Consider the following 16,479-nt stretch of genomic DNA (forward strand, 5'->3'; position numbering starts at 1 on the left):
GCCCAGCCATCGAGGCCCCCCACAGATGCCCTATCAGATAACGCACCTAACACCCCCAGTTAGGAACACCAACTGATAGCGCAACCCCACCCACGTTCCGCTCCTGGCCGGGCACGCGTTGTTGGGGGAGCCCGACACGGGAGGGTTCGGGTTGGTGTGAAGATCCACACGATGCTGCCGCAGACGCCGACTCTGGCCCTGCACGGAATCAGCCTCCCCTAGAATTGATGGAGATGTACGGACTTCGAAGCGCTTGATTCGGGTTGCGTAGGTACGAAACACGGATAAGAGCGGCTGCAGTTTCGCCAGTGGTCGGCTCACAACAGGAGGAATCCATTATGGCCGAACACGGCGGAGGAAACCGCGGGAACGACCGCGGAGCGTTCCGGGGCAACAACAACTCCGGTGGCGACCCGCGGGGCTTCCGTGGCCGCGGGAACCGGGAGAACAACGAACGTTCCTTTGGTGGCGGCGATCGTAAGCCGTTTGGTGATCGTCCGCGCCGTGATGGTGATCAGGACCGTCGCAGCTTTGGCGATCGGGATCGTAAGCCGTTTGGTGATCGTCCGCGCCGTGATGGTGATCAGGACCGTCGCAGTTTCGGTGATCGGGATCGTAAGCCGTTTGGTGACCGTCCGCGCCGTGATGGTGATCAGGACCGTCGCAGCTTTGGTGATCGCGATCGTAAGCCGTTTGGTGACCGTCCGCGTCGCGACGGTGACCAGGACCGCCGCAGCTTCGGCGACCGGGATCGCAAACCGTTCGGTGATCGCGATCGCAAACCGTTCGGTGACCGCGATCGCAAACCGTTCGGTGACCGCCCCCGTCGTGATGGTGACCAGGACCGCCGTAGCTTCGGTGATCGCGATCGTAAGCCTTTCGGTGATCGGGAGCGTAAGCCGTTTGGTGGCCGTCCGCGCCGTGATGGTGACCAGGACCGCCGTAGCTTCGGTGACGGCGGGAACCGCCGGCCGTTCGGCGACCGGCAGGACCGGGACAGCCGCAGCTTTGACCGTGGCCCGGCCCGCGGAGGTGCCGAGCGCGGCCAGGGCCGCGGCGGCTTTGACCGCGACCCCCAGGATGAGCGTCACAAGCGTACGCACAACGCGTCGGATATCCGCAGCGCCAACCGTCCTGACCGCGAACGTTCACCGGAGATTGACGAGGACGTCACTGGCAAGGAACTGGACCGCGCCACACAGCACCAGATCAAGACCCTCGAGTCCAGGAGCGCAGAGTGGGTGGCACGCCACCTGGTGATGGCCGGACGCTTGATCGACGAAGAACCGGAGCTGGCCTTCCAGCATGCCCTCGCTGCCAGCCGCCGCGGCGGCCGCCTTGGCGCCGTGCGCGAGGCGGTCGGCCTGACAGCCTACGCTGCCGGCCACTACGGTGAAGCGCTCCGCGAATTCCGCACCTACCGGCGCATCAGCGGCTCGAACGTCCACCTGCCCGTCATGGCTGACTGTGAGCGCGGCCTGGGCCGGCCTGACCGTGCCCTCGACGTGGCCAGGTCCGAGGAAGCCCAGGACCTCGACGCCCCCGGCAAGGTGGAATTGGCCATCGTGGCAGCCGGTGCCCGCACCGACCTGGGACAGCTGGACGCTGCGGTCGCCGAACTCGAGATCCCACAGCTGGACATGAACCGGGCTTTCTCCTACAGCCCGCGGCTGTTCCGCGCCTATGCCAACGCACTGTCGGCAGTAGGACGCAACGACGAGGCGGACAAGTGGAACAGGCAAGCCGTCGTGGCGGAAAACGCACTGGGCCAGGGAGTCGATGAAGAGCCCGACATCATTGACCTGGGGTGGGACGAAGAAGAGGAAGCCCGCGAAGAGGCTGAACGCCGCCGCCTGCGCGAGCACGCCCAGAGGGCATCCGCAGATGCCGAATCCGCTGACCCCTCGGCGTCCCGCACCGCAGCGTCCTCAGACGCAGGCAGTGGAGACGGCGTCGACGAAAACGTCGACGACCAGGACTCCGACTACTTCACGTCCGACGACGCCGAATCCGACGAAGACTCCGTCGAAGAGGATGAACCCGGCAGCGTGGAGGACGGCGATGACCAGGACGACGCTGACGCCGCCGAAACCGGCCGGACCCGCCGGGAAGACTGAGCCGGATGAGTGACGTGTCCCTGATTTCGCGGTTCGACGCCCTCCTGTCAGACCTGGACGGCGTGGTGTACGCAGGCCCCCATGCCATTCCCGGTGCCGTGGAGTCGCTGAAGCGGCTGTCCGGCCTGGGCGTGGGACTGGGCTACGTCACCAACAACGCATCCCGGTCCCCGGCCGAGGTGGCGGCCCACCTCCGCGAACTGGGAGCGCCGGCGGAGGACGACCAGGTGGTCAGCTCCTCGCAGGCGGCTGCTGAGCTGCTGGCCTCGCGCCTGGCCCCCGGGTCCAGGATCCTCATCACCGGCAGCGCCGCGCTGGCCCGGGAAATCGAGCTGGTGGGCCTCACCCCGGTCCACAGCCAGGACGAGGAACCCGTTGCCGTGGTGCAGGGCTTCAATCCGGGCATCGGCTGGAAGGACCTGGCGGAAGCGGCGTACGTGGTGTCCGCCGGAGCGTTCTGGGTGGCAACCAATACAGACATGTCCATCCCCCAGGCCAGGGGCATCGCGCCCGGCAACGGCACCCTGGTGGCGGCAGTTACGGCGGCCACCGGCAAGACGCCCCTCGTCGCAGGCAAGCCCGAGGCGCCGCTGTTCCACTCCGCCGCGAAGCGCTTGGGCGCCGAACGTCCGCTCGTGGTCGGCGACCGGCTGGACACAGACATCCTGGGCGGGAACAACGCCGGCTTCGCCACGGTGGCCGTCCTGACAGGCGTCGACACGCGTGAGACCATCCTGGCTGCGCGGGCCGCGGAACGGCCGGACTACCTCATCGGCTCCCTGGAGGACCTGTACCGCCCCTATCCCGAGGTGGCGCACGACGACGGCACGTACGTGTGCGGGGAAGCCACCGCCCGCGTCGCAAACGGCGCCGTGGGCGTCATTGGCAGCCGCGACAACCTCGACTCCTGGCGGGCCGCGTGTGGCGCCTGGTGGGCCGCCACTCCCGATGCCGCATCGGCGAAGGCGCCCAACCTGGCCTGGCTGGATCACTAGACTGAAGGGATGACTGAGCTGACCGGACCGGAAGAACCAGCAGCCCAGCCGTCCCCGGACTGGCCAGTGCTGGACGCTGCAGCAATCAGTGACTCCGCCGTTTCGCAGGCCCTGGCCGCCTTGGACGGTCTCCCGGGAACGCCCGTGGAGCACCATGAGGAAACCTACGCGCTGCTGCATGACGGGCTGCTCGCTGCCCTCGACAGCCCCGGCACGGAAGGCGGGACTGCCTGATGGCCGCACGCCTCGACCAGGCCCTGGTGGCGCGCGGCCTTGCCAGGTCCCGGACCCACGCTGCTGCCCTGATCGCCGAAGGGAAAGTCAGCTCCGGAGGCACCGTCCTCACCAAGGCGTCCCTGCAGGTGGACGACGGCCGCGACCTCTCCATCCAGCAGGATGACCGGGACACCTACGCCAGCCGTGCCGGCCACAAGCTGGCCGGGGCCCTCGACGCTTTCCCGGAGGTCTCCGCCCAAGGCAAACGGTGCCTGGACGCGGGAGCATCCACCGGGGGCTTCACCGATGTCCTGCTCAGGCGGGGTGCCGCGCAGGTGGTGGCTGTCGACGTCGGCCATGGCCAGCTGGTGCCGCAGCTCCGCAACGACCCGCGCGTGGACGTCCATGAGGGCATGAACGTGCGGTACATGGGACCGGCGGACATCGGCGGTCCTGCCGCACTGACGGTGGCGGACCTGTCCTTCATCTCCCTCACCCTCGTGGTCCGGCCCCTCGCGGAATGCACCGTGCCTGGCGGGGACCTGGTGCTGATGGTCAAGCCCCAGTTCGAGATCGGTAAGGACCGGCTGGGACGCACCGGCGTGGTCACGTCCGAACGTGAGCGCCGGATGGCGGTGGAGAAGGTGGCGACGGCGGCCCTCGATGCCGGGCTGGACCTGTGCGGCCTTGCGGTCAGCCCGTTGCCCGGCCAGGACGGAAACGTCGAATACTTCCTGTGGATAAAACGCAGGATCACCCAAGACTTGCCTAAGATCGAAGAGCGGGAGGCGGCGGCAGCTGCCTTGCTCGGACAAATCTGGCCGAACCACTAGAGAGCGGAACCTGATGAGCAGGCGTGTACTGGTCCTCGCCCACACCGGCCGCGAGGAATCGCTGAAAGCCGCCTGGGAGGCCTGTGCCCTGCTGCATGCTTCGGGAATGGTCCCGGTCATGCAGGAATCCGAACTGGATGACATGGAACGGTTCTTCGGCCACCTCGCCCAGCCTGTCGAGGTCCTCCACGACCATGTCCGGTTGCCGGATGTGGAACTGGTGATGGTCCTCGGCGGCGACGGAACCATCCTGCGCGCGGCCGAGCTGGTCCGGGAGGTGGACGTTCCGCTGCTGGGCGTCAACCTCGGCCATGTCGGGTTCCTCGCCGAGAGCGAACGCGCCGACCTCGCCCAGACCGTGGAGTGGATTGCCAGCCGTGAGTACACGGTGGAGGAGCGGATGACCATCGACGTCCAGGTCTGGGTGCGTGGACAGAAGATCTGGCACACCTGGGCTTTGAACGAGGCCGCCATCGAGAAGGCCAACCGGGAGCGGATGCTGGAGGTGGTCACGGAGGTGGACGAACGCCCGCTGACGTCCTTCGGCTCCGACGGCATCGTGCTGGCCACCCCCACGGGCTCCACCGCCTACGCGTTCTCCGCCGGTGGTCCCGTCGTGTGGCCGGAAGTGGAGGCCCTGGTCATTGTCCCCATCAGCGCCCATGCCCTGTTCGCCAAGCCCCTGGTGGTCTCACCCCGGTCCAGGCTGGCCGTCGAGGTCCTGAGCCGCACCGACGCCCAGGGCGTGCTGTGGTGTGACGGCAGGCGCTCCGTGGACCTGCCGCCAGGCGCCCGGGTGGAGGTCACCAAGTCCGCCACTCCCGTGCGGCTGGCCCGGACCCACCAGACCCCGTTCTCCGCCAGGCTGGTCCGCAAATTCGAGCTTCCCATCCACGGCTGGCGCGGCCCGGTGCCCAAGGCTGACGCCGTCCACACCGGCCCCATCCCCGTGGTCCGCACGCCGCGTCCCATGCCGCCGCTCCAGGTGCCGCAAACCCCGGAACCGCAGGCCGCAGGACCCCACGCGGACCGGCCGGACGCTGACCCTGATCCGTCGACAGCAAAGTGAACACATGCTTGAAGAACTGAGAATCCGCGACCTGGGCGTCATCACCGACGCGACCCTGCCGCTGGGCCCGGGACTGAGCGTGGTGACCGGTGAAACCGGTGCCGGCAAGACCATGGTGGTCACCGCCGTCGGCCTGCTGCTGGGTGCGCGCTCGGACGCGGGCGCCGTACGGAGCGGCGCCAAGAGCGCCACCGCGGAGGCGGTGCTCAAGCTCGACGCCGGCCACCCCGCCCTGGCCCGCGCCGTCGAGGCCGGAGCGGAGGCGGAGGAGTTCGACGGCGGCGCGGAACTGATCCTGGCCCGCCGGCTGGGTGCGGACGGACGAAGCCGGGCGTTCCTGGGCGGCCGGGCGGCGCCCGTGGGCGTCCTCGCCGAGATCGGCGAATCCCTCGTGGTGGTCCATGGCCAGACGGACCAGATCCGGCTCAAGGGGGCCACCGCCCAGCGCGGGGCCCTGGACAAGTTCGCCGGGGAATCCCTGGCGAAGACGCTCGCCGCGTACCAGGACCTCTATAACCACTGGAAAGCCAGCCAAACAGAGCTGAACACCCTGCGCAACGATGCCCGCGACAGGCTGCGGGAGGCGGAATCCCTGGAGGCCGCCCTTGCGGAAATCGACGAGGCCGCCCCCCAGCCGGGGGAGGACGAGCTGCTGAAGGCGGAAGCGGTCAAGTTGGCCAACGTGGAAGAACTCCGCATCGCCGCGTCTACGGCCCACCAGGCGCTCATCGCCGAGGACTTCGGCGAGGCAGGCGACGCCACCACCCTGGTGGATTCCGCGAAGCGCACGCTGGAGCACGTGGCCGAACACGACGCCGACCTCGGCGCCGCCGCGGCCCGGCTCGCCGAAGTGGGTTTCCTGCTCAACGACATTGCCACCGAACTGGCCAGCTACCAGGCCGGACTGGACTCGGAAGGGCCCGAGCGGCTGGCCGAGATCGAGGACCGGCGGGCGTCGCTGGCCAAACTGGTGCGCAAATACGCCCCCACCATCGACGAAGTCCTTGAGTGGGCGGAAAGGGCCAGGGCCCGCTTCGACGAACTGCAGGACGACTCCACCCGGATTGAAACGCTGGAAGCGGAGGTGGCCCGCGCAGAGGCGGACCTCACCCGCCAGGCGGCGGCCATCAGCAAGATCCGTACCAAGGCGGCCAAGGATCTCTCGGCCCGCGTCAGCGCCGAACTCAAGGCCCTGGCTATGGCGGACGCAACCCTGGTCATCAACCTCGAGCCCACCGGCCAGCTGGGACCGCACGGCGCCGACGACATCAGCTTCCTGCTGCAGCCGCATTCCGGGGCTCCAGCCAGGCCGCTGGGCAAAGGCGCTTCCGGCGGCGAACTCTCCCGCGTGATGTTGGCCATCGAGGTGGTGCTGGCCGCCGTGGATCCGGTGCCCACGTTCGTGTTCGATGAGGTGGACGCGGGCGTCGGCGGGCGTGCCGCCGTCGAGATCGGCCGGCGCCTTGCCATGCTGGCCCGGCACGTCCAGGTGCTCGTGGTCACGCACCTGCCGCAGGTGGCCGCCTTCGCCGACCAGCACATCACGGTGACCAAAACCTCGGTCCGGGGCGCCGACGGCGGCACGGCCACCGGGTTCACCTCCAGTGATGTGCGCCTCCTCGACGGCGCGGAGCGGGTCCGCGAACTGGCCCGCATGCTGGCCGGCCAGGAGGATTCCGAATCGGCCCAGGCTCATGCCCAGGAACTGCTCGACGACGCGAAACTCCTGCCACAGAGGGCTTGAACCGGGGAAGGGGCGGGCCGCCCGGCGGGCGCACTGCCCTTGCCCGGGAGGTCCGCCGGGCTGCACACTGGAGCATTTGGGGAACAGTTCCGGACGACCCGTGGAAGGCTCAATTGATGATAGGCTCGAATTCCGTGGTGCAGCGATCAAATTCCCGTGTAAATACCCGGTTCCCGGGCTCCTCCCAGACGACCAAGCACATTTTCGTGACCGGTGGCGTGGCGTCATCGCTCGGCAAGGGACTCACGGCTTCCAGCCTGGGTCACCTCCTCCGGGCCCGCGGCCTGTCCGTCACGATGCAGAAGCTCGATCCCTACCTGAACGTGGATCCGGGCACAATGAACCCGTTCCAGCACGGCGAGGTCTTCGTGACCGACGACGGCGCCGAGACTGACCTGGACATCGGGCACTACGAGCGCTTCCTCGATGAGAACCTCGAAGGCTCGGCCAACGTGACCACCGGCCAGGTGTACTCCACGGTGATCGCCAAGGAACGCCGCGGCGAGTACCTCGGCGACACCGTCCAGGTCATCCCGCACATCACCGATGAGATCAAGCGCCGCATGCGACTGCCCGCCGAAGGCAAGAGTGCCCCGGACGTCATCATCACCGAGATCGGCGGCACCGTGGGCGACATCGAGTCCCAGCCGTTCCTCGAATCGGCCCGCCAGGTACGCCAGGACATCGGGCGGAACAACGTCTTCTTCCTGCATGTTTCGCTGGTTCCGTACATCGGCCCGTCCCAGGAACTGAAGACCAAGCCCACGCAGCACTCCGTGGCCGCGCTGCGCTCCATCGGCATCCAGCCCGAAGCCATCGTCATCCGGTCGGACCGTGAGGTTCCCGAGGCCATGCGCGAAAAGATCGGCCGGATGTGCGACGTCGACATCGACGCCGTGGTCAACGCCGCCGACGCCCCCAGCATCTACGACATCCCCAAGACGCTGCACGGCCAGGGACTGGACTCCTACATCGTCCGCGCCCTGGACCTGCCGTTCAAGGACGTCGACTGGACCAGCTGGGACCGGCTCCTCGAAGCGGTGCACAACCCCAAGCACCACGTCGAAATCGCCCTCGTGGGCAAGTACATCGACCTGCCTGACGCCTACCTCTCGGTCACCGAAGCGCTGCGCGCCGGCGGGTTCGCGAACGAGGCCAAGGTCAAGATCCGCTGGGTCCCGTCCGATGAGTGCGAGACCCGCGACGGTGCCATCAGGGCGCTCGACGGCGTCGACGCCATCTGCGTCCCGGGCGGGTTCGGCATCCGCGGCCTCGAAGGGAAGCTCGGAGCGCTCAAGTTCGCCCGTGAAACCAAGCTCCCGGTCCTGGGCCTCTGCCTCGGCCTGCAGTGCATGGTCATCGAGTACGCGCGCAACGTGGTGGGCCTGGAAGGCGCCTCCTCCAGCGAGTTCGAGCCCGACTCCAAGTACCCGGTCATCGCCACCATGGAAGAACAGCTCGAGTTCGTGGAAGGCGGCGGGGACCTCGGCGGCACCATGCGCCTTGGCCTGTACGAAGCCAAGCTCGACGAGGGCTCGGTCATCGCCGGAACCTACGGCAAGACCACCGTCAGCGAACGCCACCGGCACCGCTACGAGGTCAACAACAAGTACCGCCAGCAGATCGCGGACAAGGGCCTGGTCTTCTCCGGTACCTCGCCGGACGGCAAGCTCGTGGAATTCGTTGAACTGCCCGCTGACGTCCACCCGTACTACGTGGCCACCCAGGCCCACCCCGAGCTCAGCTCCCGGCCCACCCGCCCGCACCCGCTGTTCGCCGGCCTGGTGAAGGCAGCCCTGGAGCACCAGGGCGCGGACACCCGGGACGGCGTGCAGCAGGCGGCCGGCAGCGCAACCGACACGGTTGCAGCCGAAGCCGGCGAGACCGCGGCATCGGGTACGGTTACCGCTAAGTAGACATCAGAACAAAGAAGGACGGCGCGATGCCTGGTACACCTGAAGCCACCCCTGTTCAACAGGTTTCGGATGCACCAAGCCCGCGCCGTCTTTTGTCTACCGAGAAGGTGTACCAGGGCCGCATCTGGGACGTGGTGAGCGATACGTTCCAGCTCTCCGAGTCCGGCGATGCCCTGACCCGGGACTACATCGACCACCCGGGAGCCGTGGCCATCCTTCCCATGAACACGGAAGGCCAGGTCCTGTTGCTCAAGCAGTACCGCCACCCCGTGGCCATGGACCTGTGGGAGGTTCCCGCCGGCCTGCTGGATGTCGAAGGGGAAGACTTCGTGGCCGGCGCGGCCCGGGAACTCGCTGAGGAAGCCGACCTGTCGGCAGGCACCTGGAATGTGCTGGCGGACGTCTTCAACTCGCCCGGCTCATCCAGCGAAGCCATCCGCATCTACCTGGCGCGCGACCTCACCGAGGTGCCCCACCATGAGCGGCATGAGCGCACCGACGAGGAAGCCGAAATCGAATTCCACTGGATCAGCCTCGATGATGCCGTCCAGTCGGTTTTGGCCGGCCGGCTGCACAACCCTTCGGCAGTGGTGGGAATCCTCGCCGCCGCGGCGGCCCGCAAGGACGATTATCACGGGCTGCGTCCCGCCGATGCACCCTGGCCCGCCCACCCCAGCCAGCGCTGATGGGCCCCGCGCCGACCACGGAAGCAACGCCCGCGGCCGCTGTGTCCCCCTCCGGCGCCAAGGCAGCGGGACCGGCGGCAGCAACCCAACCCGCAGACGACCAGCAGGGTGGCAAACCGCCCGCCCCGGCGCCGTCAGCGGTGGACCGGGGAATCACTGACTATCTCCAGCACATGGGCGTTGAGCGGGGCGTCGCAGCCAACACCCTCGCAGCCTACCGCAGGGACCTTGCCCGGTACGCGCGCTACCTTGCCGGGGCCGACTGCACCCGGCCGTCGGACATCACCCGGCACCACGTCACAGGGTTCGTCAGGGCGTTGTCGGACGGCTCCGACGGCGGCTCCGTCCTCGGTGTGCGGTCCGCGGCCAGGGCTGTGGTGGCCGTCCGGGGCCTGCACAAGTTCTGGGCACTGGAAGGACACACAGCCACCGACCCCGCCAGCGAGGTCCACCCGCCCATGGCCGGCAAACGGCTGCCCAAAGCCATCAGCGTCGATGAGGTCACCCGCATCCTCGAGGCCGCCGGCACGGACACCGCAACCGGCCTGCGGGACCGCGCCCTGCTGGAGTTCCTCTACTCCACCGGGGCACGGATCAGCGAAGCCGTGGGCCTCGACGTCGACGACCTGTCCCTGGCCGGCGATCCCGCCCAGGACGGGCCGGCCATCGTGAGGCTCTTCGGCAAGGGGTCCAAGGAACGGCTGGTGCCGCTGGGATCCTACGGGGCCCGGGCGCTGGATGCCTACCTGGTACGGGGCCGGCCCCTGCTGGCCGCCAAGGGAAAAGGCACGCCCGCCCTGTTCCTCAACGCCCGCGGCGGCAGGATCAGCAGGCAAAGCGCGTGGACCATCCTGAAGGCAGCCGCGGACAAGGCGAACATCACCCGGGACGTTTCCCCGCACACGCTCCGGCACTCATTCGCCACGCACCTGCTCGAAGGCGGCGCGGACGTCCGGGTGGTCCAGGAGCTCCTGGGCCACGCCTCCGTGACCACCACCCAGGTATACACGCTGGTGACCGCAGATACCCTGCGCGAAGTCTACGCCGCGGCCCACCCCCGGGCGCTGGGCTGACGCCGACCTGCTGGGCCGGTTCCGCAGGCCGGTCAGTCCAGGCCGGTCAGTCCAGATCGATGGTGAGCTCGGCGCCGCCCAGCAGCAACGCCAGCACCGATGTTCCCAGCCCGGCCACCAGGAGCAGGCCCGGGTGGGCCAGGCCGACGACGACGCGGCGCAGCTCCGGATCGTCCCGCAGGAACTTCTTCGGCAGCTTCGCATCACCCGGCACCTGCCGCCAGCCGCGCAGCCGGCGCAGGAACCAGGCGCAGCGCACAATCAGTGCCATCCACAGGACGGACACCACCAGCGGAACGGCGGCCACCAGGAGGCTGAGGCCCAGCGCCGTCACCGCCCGCTCCGAGTCGCCGACAAGGGCCTGGACGGTGGTGGAGACCGAGGCGCTGGCCACCACCGATATGCCCCACACGAGGAACGCGGCCGTCAGCGCCAGGAAACGGACGAAGAAGTGGGACAGGACCGATTCCTTCCGCGGCCTGAGGTATCGGCGGGGAGTGGCCTGCAGCAGCGCCACCGTGCAGCCCAGGGTGGGCAAGGCCGCCATCCCCACGAACAGGTACCAGGCCCAGCCGGCGAAATCCAGGAACTCGTCGGCCACGATCAGCAGCGCCCACGCGCCGGTCCACACCCAGCCGGCATACAGGGGGTTCCTGGCCAGCCACGCCGGCGGCCGCACCCCGTTGACCCTAGCGGCGCGGGCCTTCGGTGTCCGGCCCCGGCCCGCGGGGACAGGTTGTTCCTCTCCGGCCATGCTCATGGGCCTCACTGTAGCAACGCCGGGCCATCGGCCCGTGGACGACGGCGGCCGGTCCGGTCCGCCGTCGGTGCACCCGGCGCCGGCGGAGCACTAGGCTTGGGCCATGACTGCAGCCGATGTCACCCTGTGCTTCCTCCTCCGCGACGGTGCGGACGGCGGCCAGGTCCTGCTGGGGCTGAAGCAGAAAGGTTTCGGCAAAGGCAAGATCGTGGGGATCGGCGGGCACGTGGAAGCGGGAGAGACGGCAGTGCAGGCCGTCATCCGCGAAGTCCTGGAAGAGACGGGCGTGGTGCTGGTGCCGGGTGACCTCGCCGACGCCGGCGCCGTCCACTTCGTGTTTCCCGCCCGGCCGGAGTGGGACATGAAGACCCGCCTGTTCACGGCCCGCACCTGGTCAGGCGAGCCGGCGCCCAGCGACGAGATCATCCCGGAGTGGTTCCGCGTGGACACCCTTCCGGTGGAACGCATGTGGCAGGACGCCGACCATTGGCTGCCGGTGGTGCTCGAAGGCGGACGCGTAAACATCGTCGTCACTATGGATGCCGACAACGAATCCGTCGCGTCCTCCGAAAGCCTCCTCCCGTAACCCGTTCCCCTGGCCTGTTAAAGGCCGACGGCGGGCCGGGCACCGAAGTGCCGGACCGCCGTCGAACGCGTTGCCCGGGAAGCCGCCGCCCGCGCTATGACAGGTGCCGCTCCTCAGGTCCGACGTATTCGCTCAGCGGACGGATCAGGGAGTTCGCGTCCAGCTGCTCCATGATGTGCGCCGTCCAGCCGGTGATGCGGCTGGCCACGAACAGGGGAGTGAAGGTGGCTGTGTCGAACCCCATGAGGTGGTACGTCGGCCCGGCCGGGTAGTCCAGGTTGGGCTTGATGGCTTTGGCCTCGTCCATGGCCTTTTCCAGTCCCTGGTACAGGCCCAGCAGCTCGGGCCGGCCGTAATGGGCAATCATCTTGTCCAGCGCGGCCTTCATGGTGGGCACCCGGGAGTCGCCGTGCTTATAGACGCGGTGCCCGAAGCCCATGACCTTCTTCTTCCGGGCCAGGGCGTCCTCCATCCAGGCCTTCGCCCGTGCTGCCGCTTCCTCGAGTGACTCCTCCTGCCGGATCCCAATCTCGTCGAAGGTGTGCATCACTGCTTCGTTGGCCCCGCCATGGAGGGGGCCCTTCAGGGCGCCGATGGCGCCGGTGACGGCCGAGTGCAGGTCCGAGAGCGTCGAGGTGATCACCCTGGCGGTGAAAGTGGAGGCGTTGAAGGAGTGCTCGGCGTACAGGATCATCGAGACGTTGAACGCCTCGACGACCTCGGGAACCTGCTCTTCGCCGAACGTCATCCAGAGGAAGTTGGCCGAATAGCCCAGGTCCTCACGCGGCTCGACGGGCTGCTGGCCGTGGCGGCGGCGCTGGTCGTACGCCACGACGGCGGGCATGGCGGCCCACAGGTCCGTTGCCTTCTTCATGTTGGCTTCCCGGGAAGAGTCCTCGGCCAACGGGTGGCGCGCCCCCAGCACGGACGCGGCCGTGCGGCAGACATCCATGGGATGCGCTGTGTCCGGCAGCGTGTCGATGACGGTCTTCACAACCGGGTCCAGCGCCCGGCCGGCCTTCTCCCGGGCGGTAAATTCCGCCAGCTGCTCCGGCGTCGGCAGCTCGCCGTTCCAGAGCAGGTAGGCAACCTCCTCGAAGCTGCAGCGCGCGGCGAGCTCCTGGACCGGGTAGCCGCGGTACAGCAGCGAGTTGGTGTCCGGGTTGACCTTGGAGACGGAGGTGTAATCCACCACGACGCCGGCGAGACCCTTTTTGATGTCCTGTTCAGCCATGCCGAAACTCCTTCGTTACAGTCGCCTGTTGGGTGCCGGCCGCAGCCGGCAATGATCGGTCAGTACTTCCCGGGGACCTGGAAATTGAAGACCCCTGTGTCGAACCTGTTGTATCCCTCGTAGTCAACCAGCTCGTAGAGCCGGGCGCGGGTCAGCATGCCGCCCACCTGCGCTTCCTGCGTTCCGTCGGACTTGATCGAATCCAGAGTACGCTCGGCAGCGCCCATGGCACTACGGAGCAGCGTGACGGGATAGATCACCATGTTGATGCCCACGTCCTGGAGCTGGTCCACGGTGAACAGCGCGCTCTTGCCGAACTCGGTCATGTTGGCCAGGATCGGCACGTCCACGGCGTCGCGGATGGCCTGGAATTCAGCCAGGCTTGCCATCGCCTCGGGGAAGATGGCGTCCGCGCCGGCGTCCACCAGCGCTTTGGCCCGGTCCTGCGCGGCCTGGAGCCCGTCCACGGCGCGGATGTCGGTGCGGGCCATGATCAGGAAGTTGGGGTCGCGGCGGGCGTCGGCGGCTGCCCTGATCCGCTTGGTGGCGGTGTCCAGGTCCACCACGTTTTTCCCGTCCAGGTGGCCGCAGCGTTTCGGGTTGAACTGGTCTTCGATGTGCAGGCCTGCCAGGCCGGCGTTTTCGAGTTCCTGCACGGTGCGGGCGACGTTCATGGGCTCGCCGAAGCCGGTGTCCGCGTCCACGATCGCGGGCAGGTCCGTCATCCGGGCGATCTGCCCGGCCCGGGTGGCCACCTCGGTGAGGGTGGTCAGGCCGATGTCCGGCAGCCCCAGGTCGTTGGCCAGCACGGCGCCGGAGATGTACACGCCGGCAAAGCCCTTCTCCTGGATGAGCCGTGCGGAGAGCGGGTTGAATGCGCCGGGGAACTGGGCGATGGTGCCGGACGCGAGGACCTCCCGGAACCGGACCCGCTTCTGCTCGGGCGTGGTGGTGGAGTACAGCACTTAGAACAGCCCCTTCGGTGCCGCGCCGAGGTCGATGACGCCAGGTGCGGCGGTGATGTTGAGCTGGTCCAGTTCGCCGGCGCCCAGTTCGGGGAGGCGTTCGACGGCGGCGAGGAACCGTTCGATTTCCGCTTCCTCCACGAGCCCTGCGGCTAGCGTGCGGAACTTATGGATGTACTGTTCGCGGGCAAACGGCCGGGCGCCCAGGGGGTGCGCGTCCGCCACGGCGATCTCGTCGGTGATGACGGTCCCGTTGGTGAGGGTGATCTCCACCGACCCGCCGAAGGCCTTCTCGCTGATGTCCAGGGAGTGGTAGCGCCGGGTCCACTCCGGGTCTTCCTCCGTGGTGACCTTCTGCCACAGTTCCACGGTGTCCGGCCGGGTGGCCCGTTCCGGCGCGTAGGAGTCCACGTGGTGCCATGAGCCGTCCTGCAGGGCAACGGTGAAAATGTAGGGGATGGAGTGGTCCAGGGTTTCCCGGGACGCGGTGGGGCTGTACTTCTGCGGGTCGTTGGCGCCGGAGCCGATCACGTAGTGGGTGTGGTGGCTGGTCCGGATCAGCACCGATGCGACGTTGGCCGGATCCGTGGCCTCCGGGTGTTCCCGGTGGAGCTTGCGGGCCAGGTCAATCCAGGCCTGTGCCTGGTACTCGGCGGAGTGCTCCTTGGTGTAGGTGTCCAGGATGGCGCGCTTGGCTTCGCCGGGAGTGGGCAGCGGAACCTCGTAGGAGGCGTCCGGGCCGTCAAGCAGCCAGGCGATCACGCCGTCCTCACCCTCGTAGATCGGCACCGGCGAGGTCTGCCCGCGCATGGCCCGGTCAGCTGATTCGATGGCCATCTTCCCTGCGAAAGCGGGGGCGTGGGCCTTCCAGGTGGAGATCTCACCCTTGCGGGACTGCCGGGTCGCGGTGGTGGTGTGCAGTGCCTGGCCCACGGACTGGAAGATGGTCTCGACGTCGAGGCCCAGGAGGGTGCCGATGCCGGCAGCGGCGGAGGGGCCCAGGTGCGCAACGTGGTCGATCTTGTGTTTGTGCAGGCAGATGGCCTTGACCAGGTTGACCTGGATCTCGTATCCGGTGGCGACGGCCCGCACCAGGTCGTGGCCGTTGGAACCCGCGTGCTGGGCCACGGCCAGGATCGGCGGAATGTTGTCCCCGGGGTGGGAGTAGTCGGCAGCCAGGAACGTGTCATGGTAATCGAGTTCCCGGACGGCCACTCCGTTGGCCCAGGCGGCCCACTCGGGAGAGACGCGCTCGCCGATTCCGAAGACCTTGGCGCCCTTTCCGCCGGTGCTGGGGGCGTGGGCCAGGGCCTGTGCCCGGGCCGCCACGATCGGTGCCCGGTTCAGGGACGCGACGGCCACCGAGGCGTTGTCGATGATGCGGTTGATCACCATTTCCGTCACCTCCGGCGCCACGTCCACGGGGTCGGCAGCCACCTGGGCGATCTTGAAGGCCAGCTGGTCCTCGCGTGCCAGGTTCTCTTCGCTCTTGTGGACGCGGACGTGGTGTTCCTTAACCATGGTTCTCCCTGTGGTGGCGTGTTTGGGTGTTCTTGAGGTGGGTGAGGCTGCGGTGCAGATGCAGCGTGGTTGCTGCCTCGGCCAGCCGCGGGTCGCGGGCGGCGATGGCTTCGGCGATCGCCGCGTGTTCGGCTGCCGCGGCGGCCAGCCGCTCCGTGTCATCGGCGGCAAGGCGGCGGACCCGGACCAGATGGACCCGCAGCGCGCGCAGGGCCTGGACCAGGTAGGTGTTGCCGGCCGCCTCATCAATGGCAGTGTCCAGGCGCCCGGCGAGTTCGTAGTAGGCGCTCCTGTCCGGGTCGTTGCCGGTGATGAGGCCGGGAGCTTCCAGGAGTTCCTTCTGCAGCAGGGCGAAGGCGGCGGTGTCCCCCCGCTCCGCCGCCAAGGCCGCAGCCCGGCATTCCAGGGTTTCGCGGAGTTCGAAGAGTTCGTCGATGTCCTCGAGGGAGACGTCGGTGACGACGACGCCGCGACCGCCTGCCGTCGTCGTCAGTCCTTCGGCGGTGAGCCGGCCAAGCGCCTCCCGCAGGGGTGTGCGGGAAACGCCCAGGCGCGCGGACTGTTCCACTTCCGCCAGGACTGTGCCGGGCAGCAGGCGCCACTCCGTGATGTCGTCGCGGAGCGCCGCATAGGCCCGGTCACTGGCGCGCATCGGAACTCCTTCGGGTAGCTAAGACTCCTCCAGTGTATACAGAACAGTGAGAATAGCCATAGGTTTAGTAGCCTGAGCGGTAGTTGAGGCAATCCATGTATACAAAACCCTT

At 68.1% G+C, this 16,479-nt stretch carries 16 protein-coding genes; 10 read left to right on the forward strand and 6 right to left on the reverse strand.

Features of this window, described 5'->3' with window-relative positions; translation table 11 throughout:
- Positions 1-317: 317 nt before the first annotated feature.
- On the reverse strand, positions 318-1,103 hold the full coding sequence (locus tag AS031_RS20120) for a hypothetical protein (RefSeq protein WP_228379566.1): 786 nt from the start codon (positions 1,101-1,103) through the stop codon (positions 318-320).
- A 138-nt stretch (positions 1,104-1,241) separates the two neighbouring features.
- Between AS031_RS20120 and AS031_RS20125 the strand changes: the two genes are divergently transcribed.
- The 9 genes from AS031_RS20125 to xerD all read left to right on the forward strand — a co-directional run bounded on the left by AS031_RS20125 (position 1,242) and on the right by xerD (position 10,649).
- On the forward strand, positions 1,242-2,117 hold the full coding sequence (locus AS031_RS20125; protein WP_228379567.1) for a tetratricopeptide repeat protein: 876 nt from the start codon (positions 1,242-1,244) through the stop codon (positions 2,115-2,117).
- A gap of 5 nt (positions 2,118-2,122) precedes the next feature.
- Positions 2,123-3,112, forward strand: coding sequence for an HAD-IIA family hydrolase (locus AS031_RS04690; protein ID WP_058266996.1), 990 nt, complete (start codon positions 2,123-2,125; stop codon positions 3,110-3,112).
- 9 nt (positions 3,113-3,121) lie between these two features.
- Positions 3,122-3,346 (forward strand): hypothetical protein, encoded by a 225-nt coding sequence (locus AS031_RS04695; protein WP_058266997.1) that lies wholly within the window; start codon positions 3,122-3,124, stop codon positions 3,344-3,346.
- Positions 3,346-4,161: a TlyA family RNA methyltransferase gene (locus AS031_RS04700; RefSeq protein ID WP_058266998.1), complete on the forward strand. Its 816-nt coding sequence runs from the start codon at positions 3,346-3,348 to the stop codon at positions 4,159-4,161. The genes AS031_RS04695 and AS031_RS04700 overlap by 1 nt, the downstream gene beginning before the upstream one ends.
- Before the next feature lie 13 nt (positions 4,162-4,174).
- A complete protein-coding gene (locus tag AS031_RS04705) occupies positions 4,175-5,230 on the forward strand; it encodes an NAD kinase (protein ID WP_058266999.1) in 1,056 nt (351 codons plus the stop codon).
- A 4-nt stretch (positions 5,231-5,234) separates the two neighbouring features.
- Complete coding sequence (recN, locus tag AS031_RS04710) at positions 5,235-6,974, forward strand: DNA repair protein RecN (protein ID WP_058267000.1); 1,740 nt, start codon at positions 5,235-5,237, stop codon at positions 6,972-6,974.
- Between the two features lie 116 nt (positions 6,975-7,090).
- Entirely contained in the window at positions 7,091-8,890 is a 1,800-nt protein-coding gene (locus tag AS031_RS04715) for a CTP synthase (protein WP_058267001.1), read from the forward strand.
- 26 nt (positions 8,891-8,916) lie between these two features.
- Positions 8,917-9,576: an NUDIX domain-containing protein gene (locus tag AS031_RS04720; protein ID WP_058267002.1), complete on the forward strand. Its 660-nt coding sequence runs from the start codon at positions 8,917-8,919 to the stop codon at positions 9,574-9,576.
- Positions 9,576-10,649, forward strand: coding sequence for a site-specific tyrosine recombinase XerD (xerD, locus tag AS031_RS04725; protein WP_176716508.1), 1,074 nt, complete (start codon positions 9,576-9,578; stop codon positions 10,647-10,649). The genes AS031_RS04720 and xerD overlap by 1 nt, the downstream gene beginning before the upstream one ends.
- Positions 10,650-10,695: 46 nt before the next feature.
- Here the strand turns inward: xerD and AS031_RS04730 are convergent, their stop codons facing one another.
- Entirely contained in the window at positions 10,696-11,409 is a 714-nt protein-coding gene (locus tag AS031_RS04730; protein WP_058267003.1) for a hypothetical protein, read from the reverse strand.
- A 103-nt stretch (positions 11,410-11,512) separates the two neighbouring features.
- Between AS031_RS04730 and AS031_RS04735 the strand changes: the two genes are divergently transcribed.
- A complete protein-coding gene (locus AS031_RS04735; RefSeq protein ID WP_058267004.1) occupies positions 11,513-11,995 on the forward strand; it encodes an 8-oxo-dGTP diphosphatase in 483 nt (160 codons plus the stop codon).
- Between the two features lie 94 nt (positions 11,996-12,089).
- Here the strand turns inward: AS031_RS04735 and AS031_RS04740 are convergent, their stop codons facing one another.
- From AS031_RS04740 to AS031_RS04755, 4 genes are read right to left on the reverse strand one after another with little or no spacing between them, the layout of a single operon-like run.
- Positions 12,090-13,229, reverse strand: a complete 1,140-nt coding sequence (locus AS031_RS04740) for a bifunctional 2-methylcitrate synthase/citrate synthase (protein WP_058267005.1) — start codon at positions 13,227-13,229, stop codon at positions 12,090-12,092.
- 59 nt (positions 13,230-13,288) lie between these two features.
- Positions 13,289-14,194: a methylisocitrate lyase gene (gene prpB, locus AS031_RS04745; protein ID WP_058267006.1), complete on the reverse strand. Its 906-nt coding sequence runs from the start codon at positions 14,192-14,194 to the stop codon at positions 13,289-13,291.
- Entirely contained in the window at positions 14,195-15,715 is a 1,521-nt protein-coding gene (locus AS031_RS04750) for an MmgE/PrpD family protein (protein ID WP_058267007.1), read from the reverse strand.
- Positions 15,708-16,367, reverse strand: a complete 660-nt coding sequence (locus AS031_RS04755) for a GntR family transcriptional regulator (protein WP_058267008.1) — start codon at positions 16,365-16,367, stop codon at positions 15,708-15,710. Before AS031_RS04755 ends, AS031_RS04750 begins: the two co-directional genes overlap by 8 nt.
- Positions 16,368-16,479 lie beyond the last annotated feature (112 nt).

The sequence above is a fragment of the Pseudarthrobacter enclensis genome (assembly GCF_001457025.1).
In the GTDB taxonomy this organism is placed as follows: Bacteria; Actinomycetota; Actinomycetes; order Actinomycetales; family Micrococcaceae; genus Arthrobacter; species Arthrobacter enclensis.